Source organism: Variovorax paradoxus (genome assembly GCF_030815975.1).
Classification (GTDB): domain Bacteria; phylum Pseudomonadota; class Gammaproteobacteria; order Burkholderiales; family Burkholderiaceae_C; genus Variovorax; species Variovorax paradoxus_N.
Genome location: NZ_JAUSXL010000002.1, coordinates 3,621,272 through 3,637,066, shown reverse-complemented (window position 1 = coordinate 3,637,066; position 15,795 = coordinate 3,621,272). Strand labels below are relative to the sequence as shown.

Here is a 15,795-nt window from a genome sequence, read left to right as displayed (position 1 = left end):
CGAAATTCTCGAACCGGTCTTCCATCGTCATTCGCTCCCCGCGGTTTCGGCCACCGCCGCGGTGCCTGCCGCTTCGGCGGCCAGCAGCGTGGCGCGCTCGAACATCGCGCCCATGGCCACGACGATCTTGCGTGGCCCCTGGTAGGGGTCGCGCGCGTGGGCCGCGAGCATGTTGTCGAGCATGACCACGTCGCCCTTTCGCCAGTCGAAGCGCACCGCGCACGCCTCGTAGGTACGGCCCACGATGGCCATGGTCTCGTCGTCAATGGGCGTGCCGTCGCCGTAGCAGACGTAGCGCGGCATGCGCTCGGTACCCACGAGCGCCAGCAGGTCTTCGCGCACGTCGGCTTCGAGGCAGGCGGGGTGGTGCAGCTGCACCTGGTTGAAGAACACGCGCTCGCCGGTCAGCGGATGCTTCATGACGGCCGGGCAGTGCGTGCGCGTCTGCAACGTGTCGGGGTCGAGCCAGCGCCATTCGACGCCGCCGGCGGTGAGGCGGGCCTCGACTTCGACGCGCTGGTCGGTCTTGAAGAAATCGCGCCAGCTCACGTCCAGGTGCGGCGTGAAGGTTCGTACGTAAGTCAGCGCCTTGCGCTCGAAAGCCTCGACGATCTCCGCCGGCAGGCGGCGCAGCATCTCTCGGCAATCGACGATGGGTGTCGCGCCGCCCACGGGCGACGGCAGCTCGCAGTAGAACCACTGCTTGCGTGGCCAGCGCTCCATGTGCGAGCTCTCGTTGTGGTACAGGATCATCTGCCGCTCGGGGTACGGCGTGGAGCGGTAGGTGCGGCGTCCGCCTTCCTTCTTCGGAAGATCGCCGTAGCTGCCGTAGAGCTCGGGCTCGACGTTCTCGGCAAAGGCCTCGAAGTCCTGCGGCGTCTGCAGGCCGAAGTTGCGGAACAGCAGGCCGCCGTGGCGGGCCAGCGCGTCGTCGACGAAGTCACGGTGCCCGCGCACCCAGGCGAGCGCGTCGAAGTCGCTGCCCATCGCCTCGACGACGAGCGGAAACTCGCGGTCCGCGGACAGGAACGAGGTCTTGACCGGCGGCAGCGCCGTGGCGGGAATCGATGAGGTTGCAGGCTCGGCCGCAGCCGTCGCGATTGGCGTCTTCGCCGCGAATTTCTTGAGCTTGTCCAGCTTGCCGAGCTGGGGCGATGGCATCGGATTCATTGAGGATTCCTTGCGAGCAGGTGATGAAAATAGTTGCTCGACCCGCGCGTCGGGCGAGATGACCCATTGCCGCAGCAGCGCGCACCAGTCGGCAGCCCAGCGCCTGATCGATTCGCCGCGGTAAAGGCCGGTGTCGTAGACCCATTCGGCCGTCCACTCGGCCGGTCGGTCGCGCGGGCCTTCGTGCACGAAGACCGCGATGTCGAACTTCGAATGCCGCACGCGCTGCGGCACGACGTCGATGCGCAGGCCCGGAATCTCGAAGTGGCTGGCCGGCGTGTTCTGCATGACGAACAGCATCCGCACCGGCCCGCCCTGCGCGCGCGAGATGCCGGCGGCATCGAGGATGCGGTCGAACGGCACGCTGCCGTGCGCCAGTGCCGATTGCGTGGAGGCGTGCACCTGCGCCAGCCACTCGGTGAAGCGGATGTCGGCGTTGCGGCGCGAGCGCAGCGGCACCACGTTCACGAAGAAGCCCATGAGCTTTTCGAGTCCGGGGTGGTCGCGCCCCGCGACGTCGGTGCCGATGACGAGGTCGTCGACACCAGCCTCGCGGTGCACCAACGCCAGGAAGGCCGCAAGCATCACGGTGAAGCGCGAGGTCTTGTTCGCCAGCGCCAGCGGGTTGAGGGTCTCCACCAACGCGCCCTCGATCGGCACGCGCAGGCTGTCGCCGGCGTGCGCGGTGACAGCCTGCATCTGCTCGTCCGCAGGCAGGCGCGAGCCCTTGGGCGCGTTGTCGAGGTAGCGCCGCCAGAACGCCGTGTCCTGCGCGCGCGTGGCTTCGAGCATGCGGGCGTGCCAGACCGCGTAGTCGGCGTACTGAACGCGCAGCGGCGGCAGCGTCGAAGGACGGTCATCGCGCAGGGCCGCGTAGGCCGCCACGAACTCGCTCGCGAAGATCGCGCCCGACCATCCGTCGAACGCGATGTGGTGCACGCAAAGCAGGAGCGCATGGCGCCCCGGGCCCAGGTGCAGCAGCGCGGCGCGCAACGGCGCGGCGGCAGCCAGGTCGAAGGGTTCAGCCGCCATCGTGTCGAGCGCCGTGTCGATGCGGGCCGCTTCGGCTTCGGGCGCGACCGACGAATCGATCCACGGCAGATCGAACGCGGCCATGGGAGCGATGGTCGCGACCGGTTCGCCCTCGTCGTTCTCCGGGTAGGCCATGCGCAGCACCTCGTGGCGCGACACCAGCGTTTCCAGGGCACGCCGCAGAACGGCCGGATCGAGCGGCCCGTCGAAGCGCAGCGCGGTCGCCATGTTGTAGGCGGTGCGTCCGGCGGCGTCGGCCAGCCGGTCGACGAGCCAGAGGCGATGTTGCGTGGGCGAGAGTCCTATCTGCACCGCGCGCGCCACGGGCATCAGCGGCGGCGTGCCGGCCATCGGTTCCGCGGGCTGCAACCGCACCGCCATGTCGCGCAGCACGGGATGGTCGAACACCTCTTTCAGCGGCAGTTGCAGCGCCGCGCCAGCGCGCAGGCGGGAGACTAGCTGCGCCGCCATCAGCGAATGGCCGCCGAGCTCGAAGAAGTGCGCATGGCGCCCGACTTCGCTCACGCCCAGCAGCTCGCCCCAGACGCGTGCCAGCGTCTCTTCGAGTGCGCCGCTCGGCGGCTCGTGCGCACCCGTGCCGGCGTCCGTGGCCTGGACCAGCGGCAGCGCCTTGCGGTCGATCTTGCCGTTCGCATTGAGCGGCAGCGCCGGCAGCGTCATTAAGAGCGACGGCACCATGTATTCGGTCAGCGTGCGGCCGAGCCATTCGCGCAGCGCCGCCGCGTCGACGTCCTGCCCCGCATGCGGCGAGACATACGCCACGAGCCGCGCGCCGCCAGGCGCCTGCTGCGCCACCACCACCGCTTCGCGCACGCCGGGGTGTGCGAGCAGTTGCGCCTCGATCTCGCCGAGTTCGATGCGGAAACCGCGGATCTTCACCTGGTGGTCGAGCCGGCCGAGGTAGTCGAGCTGGCCCTGGCTGTTCCAGCGCACGAGGTCGCCGGTGCGGTAGAGCCGGCCACCGCGCTCCGCGTCGAAGGGGTCGGCCACGAAGCGCACGGCGGTCAGGCCCGGCCGCCCGACATAGCCGCGCGCAAGCCCGATGCCGCCCAGGTAGAGCTCGCCCGCCACGCCCGCGGGCACGAGGTTCAGCGAGGCGTCGAGCACATGGGTCTGGATGCCGGAGACCGGCCGCCCGATCGACACCTGGCTGCGCCCGTCGTCGCGGCAGGTCCAGTGCGTGACGTCGATGGCCGCTTCGGTCGGCCCGTAGAGGTTGTAGAGCTTCGCCTGCGGCAGGCGGCGCAACACCTCGTTCTGCGCCTCGGCGGGCAGCGCCTCGCCGCTGCAGACGATGCGCCGCAATGTGGTGCAGGCCTCGACGTCGGGCTGCGCAAGAAAGGCCTGCAGCATCGACGGCACGAAGTGCAGCGTGCACACGCGGTGGCGGCGGATCAGCGCGACCAGGCGGGCCGGATCGCGGTGATCGCCCGGCGCGGCCACGGCGAGCCGCGCGCCATACATCAGCGGCCAGAAGAACTCCCACACCGACACATCGAAACTGAACGGCGTCTTCTGCAGCACCGTGTCGCCGGGCGCGAGGCCGTAGGCCTGCTGCATCCACGCGAGCCGGTTGTGCAGCGCGCGGTGCCGGTTGGCGGCGCCCTTGGGCTTGCCCGTGGAGCCCGAGGTGTAGATCACATAGGCGAGGTTCTCGGCATCCAGTGCGACGGCCGGGTCGCTGTCGGCGAAGTCGCCGGCACCTAGCGCTTCAGGCGCATCGATGGCCAGCAACGGCACGCCGGCATCGGCCGGCAAGCGTTCGGCCAGGTGGCCCTGTGTGAGGACCAGCGCGAGCCCGCTGTCCTGCACCATGTAGGCGATGCGGTCGGCCGGGTGCTCGGGGTCCAGTGGCACGTAGGCGCCGCCGGCCTTCATGACGGCGAGCAGCGCGATCACCAGTTCGACGCTGCGCTCCAGCACGACGCCCACCAGGCTCTCGGGCCGCACGCCGTGCGCGATGAGCCGGTGCGCGAGCCGGTTGGCGCGGCGGTCGAGTTCGGCATAGGTAAGCACCTGGTCGCCGAAGGCCAGCGCCTCGTCGTGAGGGTGCGCGGCCGCCCGGCGCGCGATGACGTGGTGCACGGGCACGGCCTCGCCGTGGCCGTGCGCGTTGATGCCCCAAGCCGCGAGCTGCGCGTGCTCGTCGTCGCCCAGCAGCGCGATCGCACCCAGCGCCTGTTGCGGGTCGGCGGCCAGCGCTTCGAGCACCCGGTGGTAGTGGCCCGCGAGCCGCGCGATGGTGGCGGGCTCGAACAGCTCGGCCGCATAGCGGAACGCGCAGCGGATGCTGCCGTCGGCGCGCTCGATGGTTTCCAGTGTCAGCTCGAAGGGCGCGGCGCGCTCCTCGAGATCGATGCGGCGCACGCGAAGGCGCGGCCAGCCGCGCAGCGGGCGGTCGCCTTCGCCGAGGTGGTTGAACATCACCTGGAACAGCGGCGCGGCTGCGTTGCCGCCCTCGGCGCGCAATGCCTGGACCAGCCGCTCATAAGGCAGTTCCTGGTGCGCCTGCGCCTCGAAGGCGGTGTCGCGCACCTGCGCAAGCAGTTCGGCCAGGGGCATGCGCGTGTGCGGGCGCGCGCCCATCACCACGGTGTTGATGAAGGCGCCGACGACGCCGGCGGTCTCAGGCCGGTTGCGGCCCGCAACCGGCACGCCGACGCGAATCTCCTCTTGCCCCGTGTAGCGGAACAGCACGCCATGGAAAGCCGCGAGCAGCACCATGAACAGGGTGCCGCCCTGCGCGCGGGCCTGCCGCTTCAGTTCGCGCGCGAGCGGTGCGGGCACGTCGAGTGCGTGCTGCGCGGCGCTGTAGCCGGCATTCGCCGTGCGCGGTCGGTCGGTGGCGAGATCGAGCACCGGCTGGCTTGCGCCGAGCCGCTGGCGCCAATAGGCAAGCTGGCGCGCGCCCTCCTCGCCTTCGAGCCACCGGTGCTGCCAGCGGGCGAAGTCGATGTAGCGGATCTCGGGTTCGGGGCCCGATACCGCAGCAGCAGCCGCGGCGGCGTCGACCTGCTGCGCATACAGCCGGGCCAGTTCGTCGAGGATGAGCTCGACCGTCCACGCGTCGGAGACGATGTGGTGCAGCATCAGCAGCAGCTGGTGCTCGTCGTCGGCCATCTTCAGCAGCGCGCCGCGCAGCAGCGGCCCGGCCGTCAGGTCGAAGGGCGCGCGGCAGACCTGCACCACGGCTTCGCGATGGCGCGACGCGCGGGCCCCGGCATCGAGAAGGCTCAGGTCCGCGAAGGGAATGTCGATGCGGGCGGCCGGGTCGATGCGCTGTACAGGCAGACCGTCGGAGCCCGCGCCGAACACGGTGCGAAGGCTGTCGTGGCGCAGCACCAGCCGGCGCACCGCTTCCTGCAGCGCCCCCACGTCCAGCGGCCCCGAGAAGCCGAGGCCGCCACCGACGTGGTACGCCGTGTTGCCAGCATCGAGCTGCCAGAGAAACCACTGGCCCTGCTGCATGAAGGAGACGGGCGCACAGCCGCCATCGTCGGCAGTCCTGGCGATGCCTTCGGGCGACACGCGCGCGGCTGCTTGCGATGCGGCCTCGCCCGGCGCGGCGTCATCCGTGCCGTCGCGCCGCAGGCGGCGTTGCAGCAGAGCCAGTTGGGCCGGTGTCAGTTTGGCCCGGCGGGTGGCGATGTCGTTGCTCTCGCTCATGATGCAAAACTCGTGGTGGTGCCGGCCTCGGCGCGCTCGATCTCCTCGATCAGGCGCAGTTCCACCAGCGCGGCCAGTTCGGCGACCGTGGGCGCCTTGAAGAAGGCGGCGGGGGCCAGGTCCACGCCGTAGGCCTTGCGCACCTTCGACAGCAGGCGGATGGCCAGCAGCGAATCGCCGCCCAGCTCGAACAGGTTGTCGTGCACGCCCACGGGCGCGATGCCAAGCGCTTCGGTCCACAGTTCGGCGAGCCCCTCTTCGAGTTCGCCTTCGGGCGCCACGAAGAGCGTCTGCAGCACCGGGCGCGGATAGCCCGCACGCGCTTCGGACGGAGCGTCGGGCGTGTCGTCCATCGCATCGAGCAGGCTGCGCAGCGGGTGCAGGCGCGGCGCGAGCGGCGATGCGGACACCACCGTCTGCGGCAGGTCCGGCCCGTTGACGATGCGCTCGAAGGCCAGCACGCCGGTGCGTTCGTCCAGGCCCATGCCCTCGGGCATGTCCTTGCCGGCCGCGGCGCCCACGTCGCGCCAGGCGTCCCAGTTGACCGAGAACACCGGCAGCGCGGAGCTACGCCGGTGCGCGGCGGCGAAGGCATCGAGGTAGTCGTTGGCGGCGGCATAGTCGCTCAACCCGAGGCCGCCGAGCAGCGTGGCGATGGAAGAGCACAGGAGCACGAAGTCGAGCGGCTTCCGGCCGGATGCATCGGATACATCGGATGCAGCGAGCGCATCGAGCAGCGCCCGCGTGCCCGCGACCTTGGGTGCGAAGGCCGCCTGCACCTGCGCCGGCGTGCGCTGCGCGATCATCCCGTGGTCGGGTTCGATGACCGCGTGCACCACGCCGTTCAGCGCGCCGAAGCGCGCATGCGCCGCTGCCAGTGCGCTGCGCAGCTGGGCAGGATCGGTCACGTCGGCGGCGACGGTCAGCAACTCGGCGCCGCCCACTTCCAGTTCGATGAGTTGCCGCAGCCGGCGGCGCAGCGCCTCCGGCTGGTCGGCCGCTTCGGCCAGGCGCGCCCATTCCGCGCGCTCGGGCAAGGGCGTGCGCCCGAGAAGCACCAGCCGGGCCTGCCATGTCTTGCTCAGGTGGCGCGCGAGCGCGAGGCCCACGCCGCCCATCCCGCCAGTGATGAGGTACACGCCGCCCCGGCGCAACCGCTGCACGCCCGCGGTGTCGGCCGCGAGCGGCTCGAAGGCCCTGGTCCAGCGGTGCGGGCCACGGTAGGCGACGACAGCCTCGTCGTGCACGGCCACGGCCTCGTCGGCGACGCGGCGCGCGAGATCGGTTTCGGCCGCGCTCTCCGGCACGGGCAGCACCACGTCCAGCAGCCGGCAAGTGATCGACGGCGACTCCTGGCTCAGCACTTTTAAAAGTCCGCGCAAGGTCGCCTTCTCGGGTGTCAGGGCTTCGGTACCGGTGACGTCTTCGACGCCATCGGTGAGCACGTTCAGCCCCATGGGCGCACGCTGCGAGCCGTCGGCCGGGTCGAGGGTCTGCGCCAATGCGAGCAGGCTGAAATAGCCGGACTCGAAAGTCGCGGCAGGCGATGCGGCGGCACGACCGCCATCGAGGCTCCACAGGTGAAAGACCTGTGTCACCGGGCCTGCCTCGGCTTCGACCTCGCGCAGCAGGCGCGCATGGTCGGCGCGCTCGGAAGGCCGCACCGCGTATTGCAGCGCGGCCGTGCGCGCGAACGCCTTGCCGCGCAGCGCGACAGCCACCGGCGTTCCCCGCGCATGCAGCGTGCGCGCGAGCCGGTCGGTGAAGCTGTTCGCATCGCCGAGGATCAGCGTACAACCCGTGCTGCCAGTGCCTTGCGCCGCCGGCAGCAGCGGCGCGGTCCGCTTCCACACCGGGACGTGAAAGAGCCCCGCCGCCGGGTTCTGCGAAGGCGGTGCCGCCGCCGAGGGATCGACCCAGAAGCGCTGGCGTCGGAAGGCATAGGTCGGCAGCGGCACGCGGCGGCGGCTGGCGCCGTCGCGGCAGGCAGCCCAGTCGATATCGACACCCACGGTCCACAGGCCCGCCACCGCGTTCGCGAGTTGCGGCGCATTGCGCGCGAGCTGCTGCGGGTGCGCCTGGCTGGCCCAGATGCCGGCGGCCGAGGCGCTGCCGGAATGCTGGCGCGCCAGCCCGGCGAGCGTTTCGCCCGGCCCCACTTCGAGCACCGCGCGCCCCGGCGTGGCGAAGATCTCGCGCAGGCCGTCTGCGAAGCGCACCGTGCCGCGCAAGTGCCGCCCCCAGTACGCGGGGCTGGTGGCCTCCTCGGGCGCGATGGGCCGACCCGAGGCATTGGAGATGAACGGAATCGACGGTGCACGGCGAGGCACCGCGGCCACCACGCGCTCCAGCTCCGCGACGATCGGGTCGACCAGGCGCGAATGAAAGGCGATGGACACGTGCAGGCGGCGTGGCACGTGCTGCTGCGCGCGCAATGCCTCTTCCACGCGCTCGATCGCATCGAGTGGCCCGGCGAGCACGCTGAGCGCCTCGCCGTTCACCGCGGCGAGGTCGCAGCCCATGGCCAGGAATGGCGCCAGTTCTTCTTCAGGCAGTGACACGGCGGTCATCGCGCCCGGCTGCAGCGTCTGCATGAGGCGCCCGCGCGCGGCAACAATGCGCAGCGCGTCTTCGAGCGAGAACACGCCGGCCAGGCAGGCCGCAACGTACTCGCCCAGGCTGTGACCGAGCATGAGCGACGGCTTGACGCCGCAATGCATCCACCAGCGCGCCATCGCATAGCCGACGACGAACAACGCGGGCTGCGCGAATTCCACGCGCAGCAGCCGCTCGTTGGCGGCTTGCTCCTCGCCGGCCGGCGGAAAGAGCATCGGACGCAGGTCGACGCCGCTGTCGCGGCGCAGCGCGGCGATGCAGCGGTCCATCTCCTCGCGAAAAACAGTGCTGTCGCGGTAGAGGTCCGCGCCCATGAGCGCGTGCTGCGTGCCGCTGCCCGGGAACAGGAACACCACCTCGGGCGTCGCGTTCACCGCACGCGGCGCGAGGGCCGGGGGTGCGGCGAGCATGTCCGCGGCCAGCGACGGCTGATTCGCCACCACCGCGCTGCGCCAGGCGAAGGGCCGGCGGCCAGCCTGCAGCGTGTGGGCGACATCTTCGAGCGGTTGCGTTTCGGCATGCGCGCGCAGGTGCTCGGCCAGGTGCGCGCGGCCCACCTTCAGCGCGGCCTCGTCCTTCGCCGACAGCGGCAGCACCTGCCATGGCGACGCCTGCAGGATTTTCGCCTGCACGGACTGTGTGCGCGGCGCTTCTTCGAGCACAACGTGCACGTTGGTGCCGCCGATGCCGAACGAGCTGACGCCCGCGCGGCGCGGCGTGCTGCTTTCCGGCCAAGGCTGGCATTGCGCATTCACGTAGAACGGGCTGCCCGCGAAATCGATCTGCGGATTGGGTTTCTTGAAATGCAGGCTCGGTGGCAGCGTGCGGTGCTTGAGCGCCATCGCGGCCTTGATGAGGCCCGCGACGCCGGCGGCGGCATCGAGGTGGCCGACGTTGGTCTTCACCGAACCGACGGCGCAGAAGCCGCGCCGTTCGGTGTCGGCGCGGAAGGCCTGCGTGAGGGCGGCGATCTCGATCGGGTCGCCCAGCGCGGTGCCCGTGCCGTGCGCCTCGATGTAGCCGACGGTGTCGGCCGAGACGCCTGCGATCAGTTGCGCGGCGCGAATCACTTCGGCCTGCCCGTCGATGCTGGGCGCGGTGAAGCCGACCTTGGCCGAACCGTCGTTGTTGGCCGCGGTGCCCTTGATGACGGCGTGGATGGTGTCGCCGTCGTGCAGCGCTTCGTCGAGGCGCTTGAGCACGACCACGCCGGCGCCGCTGCCGATCACCGTGCCGGCCGCGTCGGCGTCGAAGGCGCGGCAATGGCCGTCGCGCGAGAGGATCGCGCCGGCTTGGTAGCGGTAGCCGCCCTCTTGCAGCAGGTTGAGCCACACGCCGCCGGCCAGGGCCATGTCGCAGTCGTGGCTCAGCAAGGCCTGGCAGGCGGTGTGCACTGCCGTGAGCGATGTCGAGCAGGCGGTCTGCACGGTCACGGCGGGGCCGCGCAGATTGAGCTTGTAGGCGACGCGCGTGCACAGCGAACCGCCAGAATTGCCGTTCATCAGGCCCAGCAAGTCGGCAATGCCGGTGTGCGCGCCCAGGCCGAAGGCGGGCAGCAGGTTGCGGATCAGGTAGACGTTGGCGCCCTCGCCCGCATATACGCCGATCTTGCCGGGCCAGCGCTCGGCGTCGCAGCCCGCATGCTCCAGCGAGGCCCAGGCGCACTCAAGAAAGATGCGTTGCTGCGGGTCGAGGTTCTCGGCCTCGCGCGGCGTGTAGCCGAAGAAGCCGGCATCGAACTGGTCGAAGCCTTCGAACATCACGCCGGCCTTCACGTAGTCGGGGTCGTCCAGCAGGCTTTGCGGCACGCCGCGTTCGCGCAACTGGTCGTCGGTGAAGCGCGACACCGACTCCACGCCGTCGCGGATGTTGCGCCAGAACGCATCGACGTCATTGGCGCCGGGAAAGCGCCCGGCCATGCCGACGATGGCGATCTCGAGGCCGGTGGGCTCGGAGGCGGCGTCATTGAAGGTGGACATCAGTTGACTCTCTCTGCCGCTTTGCGGCGTTGAAGCATTGCGGCGCGCTGGCGCAGCGCACGTTCGTTGCCACCCGCGGTGGACGCGGCAGCGGCTTGCGCTCCGCCCTGCTCGATCCACCGGGCCAGCGATTCGACGGTGGGGTACTTGAAGAGATTGACCAGCGGGAACGTAGCCTGCAGCCGGTCTTCCAGCAGCCGGTGCGCGCGGATCAGCAGCAGCGAATGCCCGCCGAGGTCGAAGAAGTTGTCGTGCAGGCCGACCTGTTCGACCTGCAGCACTTCGGACCAGATGGCCGCGAGCGTGCGCGCCGCATGGCCTTGCGGCGCTTCGTAGGTGCTCGCTCGGCCCAACCCCTCTGGTTCGGGCAGCGCCTTGCGGTCGACCTTGCCGTTCGCATTGAGCGGCAGCGCCGGCAAGGTGACGATGGCGCGCGGCACCATGTAGTCGGGCAGCACCTGCGCCAGTCGCTCGCGCAGTGCCGCGGTGTCGACGGCCCGGTCCGCATGCGCCGCGATGTAGGCCACCAGCGAGGCGCCGCCCGCGCCCTCACGGGCCACGACGACGGCTTCACGCACCTCGGGCTGCGCGAGGATCTGCGCCTCGATCTCGCCCAGCTCGATGCGAAAGCCCCGGATCTTCACCTGGTGGTCGATGCGGCCCAGGTACTCGATCTGGCCCTCGGTGTTCCAGCGCACGAGGTCGCCGGTGCGGTAGAGCCGGTCGCCCTGCCCGTAGGGGTTGGCCACGAAGCGCTCGGCACTCAGGCCGGGCTTGCCGAGATAGCCGCGCGCGAGGCTCACGCCGCCCAGGTACAGCTCGCCGGCCACGCCGCGCGGCACCATGTTCAGCGCCGCATCGAGCACGTGGCATTGGGTATCGCTGATCGGCTGTCCTATCGGCACCAGGCTCTGGCCGCTGCCATCGGACTCCAGGTGGCAGGTCCAGCGCGTAACGTGGATGGTGGCCTCCGTAGGGCCATACAGGTTCTGCAGCGTGGCGCCGCCGAGGCGCTGCAGCGTCTCCTTCTGCGTCTCGGCGGGCATGGCCTCTCCGCCGCAGATGATGTGCTGCAGCCGAGTGCTTGCCTCGATGCCCGGATGCGCCAGGAAGGCCTGCAACATGGAGGGGACGAAGTTCAGCGTCGTGATCTGGTGGCGCTGAATCAGCTGAACCAGCCGCTCGGGGTCGCGGTGATCCCCGGGGTTGGCAACGACCAGCCGCGCACCCGCGGTCATCGGCCAGAACATTTCCCATACCGACACGTCGAAGCCGAATGGCGCCTTGTGCAGCACGGTGTGGTCGCGGGTCAGGCCGTAGGTCTGCTGCATCCAGGCCATGCAGCTGTGCAGCGCCGCGTGGCGCACGGCCGCGCCCTTGGGCTTGCCGGTGGAACCGGAGGTGTAGATGACGTAGGCGAGGTTTTCTGCGTGCAGCGCGACCTGCGGGTCGTCTTCGGGCTGGTCGGCAAAGTAGCTGCCATCGACCTCCAGCTTGGCCAGGCCGGGGCGGCCCGCGATGAGGTCGCGCGTGGCACGGTGCACGAGCAGCAGCGCGATGCCGCTGTCTTCCACCATGTAGTCGAGGCGCTGCACCGGGTACTCCGGGTCCAGCGGCAGGTAGGCGCCACCGGCCTTGAGGATGCCCAGGATCCCCACCACCATCTCGACGGAGCGCTCCATCGCGATGCCCACGCGCATGTCGGGCCGGACGCCGAGCGCGATCAGCCGGTGGGCGAGGCGATTGGCGCGGCGGTCGAGCTCGGCAAAGCTCAGTGCCTCGTCGCCGAACAGCAGTGCGATGGCGTCGGGCTGCTGTGCGGCATGCCGCGCGATGGCGTGGTGCACCGGTTCCGGTTGCGGCTCGCGGTGCGCGTTCACGCCCCACTGCGCAAGCTGCGACTTCTCGGGGGCGCGCAGCAGGTCGATGTCGCCCACCGCGCAGCCCGCATCGGCGCAGAGCGCACCGAGCACCGCCACGTAGTGCTGCGCCATGCGCGCGATGGTCTCGCGCTCGAACAGGTCTTCGGCGTAGATCACGTCGAGCAGCAGGCGTCCGTCGGGCCGCTCGCGGGCTTCCAGCACCCAGTCGAACTGGGTCTGGAGGTCGGGCAGAACGTGGTCGCTCACCTCGACGCCATGCAGGCGCTGCAGCGCACGGCGGTCCTCGAACAGATGGTTGAAAATCACCTGGAACAACGGGCTGTGGCTCATGCTGCGCTCGGGCTGCAGCCGCTGCACCAGCTGCTCGAAGGGCAGGTCCTGGTGCGCCTGCGCGCCGAGCACCGCTTCCCTGGCCTGCGCGAGCACGCGTAACACAGGCGTGCGGCCATCGATCGGGTTGCGCAGCACCAGCGTGTTGACGAACAGGCCGATCACGTTCTCGAACTCCACGCGGTTGCGGTTCGCAATGGCGGCGCCGACGCGGATTTCCTCCTGGCCCGTGTAGCGGTGCAGCAGGGCCTGGAGGCCCGCCAGCAGCACCATGAACAGCGTGGCGTTTTCGGACTGCGCGAGATTGCGCAGCTGGCCGAGCAGTGGCGCGGGCAGTTCGAAGGCATGCCGCGCCGCGTTGTAGCTGGCCTGCGGCTTGCGCGGATGGTCGGTGCGCAGTTCGAGCACCGGATGCTCGTCGCCAAGCTGCGCGCGCCACCAGTCGAGCTGGCGCTGCGCCTCGCCGGCGGCCAGCCATTCGCGCTGCCACACGGCGTAGTCGGCGTACTGCACGCGCGGCACGGGAAGTGCCGCCGGCCGACCCAGCAGGCGCGCCGCGTAGCCCGCGGCGAACTCGTCGATCAGCACCTGCATCGAGGCGCCGTCTGACACGATGTGGTGCATCACCACAGCGAGCACCTGCGTTTCGTCCGCCAGGCGAATCAGCGCCACACGCAGCAGGCCGCCCTGGGTGAGGTCGAAGGGCGCGCTCTTGATGCGGCGGGTTTCGCCCTCGAGCCGGGCTTCGCGTTCGGCGGTGGGAACGTCGCGCAGGTCGATCACTTCCAGCGCGAGCATGCCGGAGGGCTTGATCCATTGCACGGCGATACCGTCGCTGCCCGCACGGAACACGGTGCGCAGCGATTCGTGGCGCGCGACAAGATCGTCCAGCGCGTCTTGCAGCGCATCGGCCTGCAAGGCGCCCGTGAGGCGGAGCGCGCCGCTCATGTGGTACGCCGCACTCGCCGGATCGAGCTGCCAGAGGAACCACTGGCGCTCCTGCGCATGGGACAGCGGCAGCGCATGCAGCCGGCGCTCGGCCGGCAGCAGCGCGATGGGCGCGGGCCGTGCGTGCACGCCCTGTTTCAACCGCTCCCGAATGGCCGCCGCACTCTCGTGCAGCCGCGGGCGCTCGAACATCAGCCGCACCGGGTAGTCGATGTCCCAATGACCGGAGATGCGTGCCGCGACCTGTGTGGCGGTGAGCGAGCTGCCGCCGCGTATGAAGAAATGCGCATCGCGCGCAAACGGCTTCGCATCGGCCGGCCGCAGCACTTCGCGCCAGACGGCGTCGACGGCGCGCTCGGTCTCGTCGAGTACGGGCACTTCGGCTTGCGTCTCGACCGGGCCGCCCTTGATAAAAGCGCCGCGTTCGTAGATGGCATAGGCGTCGGCGCTGCGGTCCAGCCAGCCGGCGCGGCAGGCGCTGCGCTGCAGCTTGCCGCTGGTGGTCTTGGGCATGCCGCCCGGGTTGAGCAGCAGCACGGCCGACAGCGGCTCGCCGAACACCTCGCTGACCGCGGCACTGAGCGCCTCGACCAGCACCTGCGGCGGCACCAGCTTCTGCATGCTGCGCGACACCTCGGCCGCGGCGCCGATGCCTTCGCCCGCCGGCCCGCTGGTTGCGAAGACCGCGACACGGCCCTTGCGCACCGCATCGACCTCGGCCTCGATGACGCGCTCGATGTCCTGCGGATAGATGTTGTGGCCACGCACGATGATCAGGTCCTTGATGCGGCCGGTCACATAAAGCTCACCGTCGCAGACGAAGCCGAGGTCGCCGGTGCGCAGCCAGCGCCGGCCCGCACGCTCGACGAAAGTCTCGCGCGACTCGAGTTCCTTGCCCCAATAGCCGGCGCCGATGCTCGGCCCGTGGGCCCAGATCTCGCCGATGCGGCCGGGCGCCGCAGTTGACAGCGTGGCGGGTTCGACGATCTCGATTTCATGGTGGACTGCGACGCCGCCGCAGCCGACCAGCAGCGTGCCGCCTTCGCTCGGCGTGCCGGCACCGCTGGCCAGGCCGTCGGCGCTGAAGCCGCGCGCGACCATGCCGCTGCCGCGCTGGCCGCCCGTCACGAACAGCGTGGCCTCGGCGAGGCCGTAGCAGGGATAGACAGCGCCGGGGTCGAAGCCGGCCGGTGCAAAACGCTCGATGAATTCGAACTCCGTGTCGGCGCGCACCGGCTCGGCACCGGTATAGGCCACGCGCCAGCTCGAGAGGTCGAGTTGCGCGATCTGCGCATCTTTCACGCGCTCCAGGCACAGGCGGAACGAAAAGTCGGGGCCGCCGCTGAGCGTGGCGCGATGGCGCGAGATCAGTTCGAACCAGCGCACCGGCCGCTCGAGAAAGTAGCGCGGCGAGGTCAGCACCAGCGGGATGCCGCTGTACAGCGGCTGCATCAGGCCGCCGATCAGGCCCATGTCGTGGTACAGCGGCGCCCACGAAACGAACTTGTCGTCGGGGCCGATGCCCATGCCGACCTGGATCGCATGCTCGTTGGCCATCAGGTTGCCGTGCGTCACGATGACGCCCTTGGGCGCCGAGGTCGAACCCGAGGTGTATTGCAGGAAGGCGACGTCTTCGTCCGCCGGCTCGAAGGGCTGCCACGCATCGGCGAGCGCGGGGTCGATCGCGTCGACGGCGACGAGGGCCACCTCGCCGAACTGGCTGCCGGCCGAGGCCATCGCTTCGCTGAAAGCGGTCGATGTCAGCACGCAACGCGCCTGCGAATCAGCCGCCACGCCGGTGAGCCGCGCGAGGTGCTGGGGCCGCGTCGACTCCGGCGGAAACACCGGCACCGCGATCACGCCGCAGTAGAAGCAAGCCAGCATGCTCACGGCATAGTGGTCGCCGTTGTCGAGCATGACGAGCGCGCGCTCGCCCTTGGCGAACTGCTGCTGCAGCCGTGCCGCGAGCGCACGAACGCGGCGCTCGAAGGCGGCATAGGTGATGGGCAGCTCGCTGTAGACGCCATCGGCCTCGTCGACCACGGTGAGCCAGACGTCGTCCGGACGCTGTTCGGCCAGTGCGCGCAGGTGTGCCACGAAATTGCGCGGGCGCGGGCCGCCGGATTGCGTCGCGAGCAGTTCATTCATAT

3 protein-coding genes are annotated in these 15,795 nt (G+C 70.3%); all 3 read right to left on the bottom strand.

Annotation, left to right across the window (positions count from 1 at the left end; all coding sequences use genetic code 11):
* Window positions 1–27 precede the first annotated feature (27 nt).
* The 3 genes from QFZ47_RS20810 to QFZ47_RS20800 are packed head-to-tail and all read right to left on the bottom strand — an operon-like array spanning window position 28 to window position 15,793.
* The gene (locus tag QFZ47_RS20810) at window positions 28–5,889 is read right to left on the bottom strand and encodes a non-ribosomal peptide synthetase (protein ID WP_307657426.1); all 5,862 of its coding nucleotides are present in this window, start codon (window positions 5,887–5,889) and stop codon (window positions 28–30) included.
* Window positions 5,886–10,484 carry a type I polyketide synthase gene (locus QFZ47_RS20805; RefSeq protein ID WP_307657425.1) on the bottom strand — a complete coding sequence of 1,533 codons (4,599 nt, stop codon included), beginning with the start codon at window positions 10,482–10,484 and terminating at the stop codon, window positions 5,886–5,888. Before QFZ47_RS20805 ends, QFZ47_RS20810 begins: the two co-directional genes overlap by 4 nt.
* Entirely contained in the window at window positions 10,484–15,793 is a 5,310-nt protein-coding gene (locus QFZ47_RS20800) for a non-ribosomal peptide synthetase (protein ID WP_307657424.1), read from the bottom strand. Before QFZ47_RS20800 ends, QFZ47_RS20805 begins: the two co-directional genes overlap by 1 nt.
* Window positions 15,794–15,795 lie beyond the last annotated feature (2 nt).

Coding starts and splice junctions, on each gene's coding strand:
- QFZ47_RS20810 (WP_307657426.1), bottom strand. CDS start 5,889: ATGAGCGAGAGCAACGACATCGCCACCCGCCGGGCCAAACTGACACCG.
- QFZ47_RS20800 (WP_307657424.1), bottom strand. CDS start 15,793: ATGAATGAACTGCTCGCGACGCAATCCGGCGGCCCGCGCCCGCGCAAT.
- QFZ47_RS20805 (WP_307657425.1), bottom strand. CDS start 10,484: ATGTCCACCTTCAATGACGCCGCCTCCGAGCCCACCGGCCTCGAGATC.